This window comes from Kribbella sp. NPDC048837, assembly GCF_055586945.1.
Genome location: NZ_JBVJHF010000034.1, coordinates 1 through 1,109, shown reverse-complemented (window position 1 = coordinate 1,109; position 1,109 = coordinate 1). Strand labels below are relative to the sequence as shown.

At 66.4% G+C, this 1,109-nt stretch carries 1 protein-coding gene; it reads left to right on the top strand.

The genetic code is table 11. The annotated features are described in order from the left end of the window. Positions 1–121: 121 nt before the first annotated feature. Positions 122–1,109 (top strand): IS481 family transposase (locus ACZ6O0_RS44465; protein ID WP_465771181.1); only part of this gene is annotated, 988 nt, incomplete at its 3' end.

Below are 1,109 nucleotides of genomic sequence, written 5' to 3'. Positions count from 1 at the left end.
CTAGATGTGATGTCCAGGGAGGTTGTCCCGGTCGGCATCGGTGAGCCTGTCTGACAGGTGAAGGCCTCCGGTTGTGAAGTGGAGCTGTCTAAGGAACCGCTTCATCAACCTGGAGGCCTTCGTGTCCCACGTTAATGCTGCTTTGACTCCTCGCGCTCGGTTGCGGCTGGCGCGTTTGGTGGTTGAGGACGGCTGGTCCTGCGCTACGGCTGCTGAGTTGTTCATGGTCGCGCCGAGGACGGCGCGTAAGTGGGCCGAGCGGTACCGTGCCGAAGGTCCGGCCGGAATGGTTGATCGCAGCTCGCGGCCGCGCCATTGTCCTGGCCAAACGCCACCACACCGTGTCCGGGCGATCGTGCGGTTGCGGTGGCGGCTTCGGCTGGGCCCGGTCCAGATCGCCGGGCGCCTGGGGATGCCGGCCTCGACCGTGCACGCGGTGCTGGTGAGATGCCGGATCAACCGCCTGTCCCATGTCGACCGGGTCACCGGCGAACCGCTGCGTCGTTACGAGCACGACCACCCCGGTTCCTTGATCCACGTCGACGTCACCAAGTTCGGCAATATCCCTGACGGTGGAGGATGGCGCTACGTCGGCCGCCGGCAGGGATACCGCAACCAGGCCGCGACACCGGGCCTGCCGCGCGGCGCGGACCGCAGACCCCGCACCGGGAAAGCGTTCCTGCACACCGTGATCGACGACCACTCCCGGGTGGCCTACATCGAGATCTGCGCCGACGAGAAAGCCGCCACCGCCATCGGCGTCCTCCAGCGCGCCGTGGCCTGGTTCACCGACCACGGTGTCACCGTCGAACGCGTCCTGTCCGACAACGGCTCGGCCTACAAGTCCTACGCCTGGCGCGACGCCTGCACCGAGCTCGGCATCACCCCGAAACACACCCGGCCCTACCGGCCCCAAACCAACGGCAAAATCGAGAGATTCCACCGAACCCTGGCCGAGGGCTGGGCCTACACCCGGCACTACCAATCAGAAGCCGAACGACGAGCAGCCCTACCCGCCTGGCTCCACTTCTACAATCACCACCGACCCCACTCCGCCATCGGAGGCCAACCACCCATCACCCGGCTGACCAACCTCCCTGGACATCACA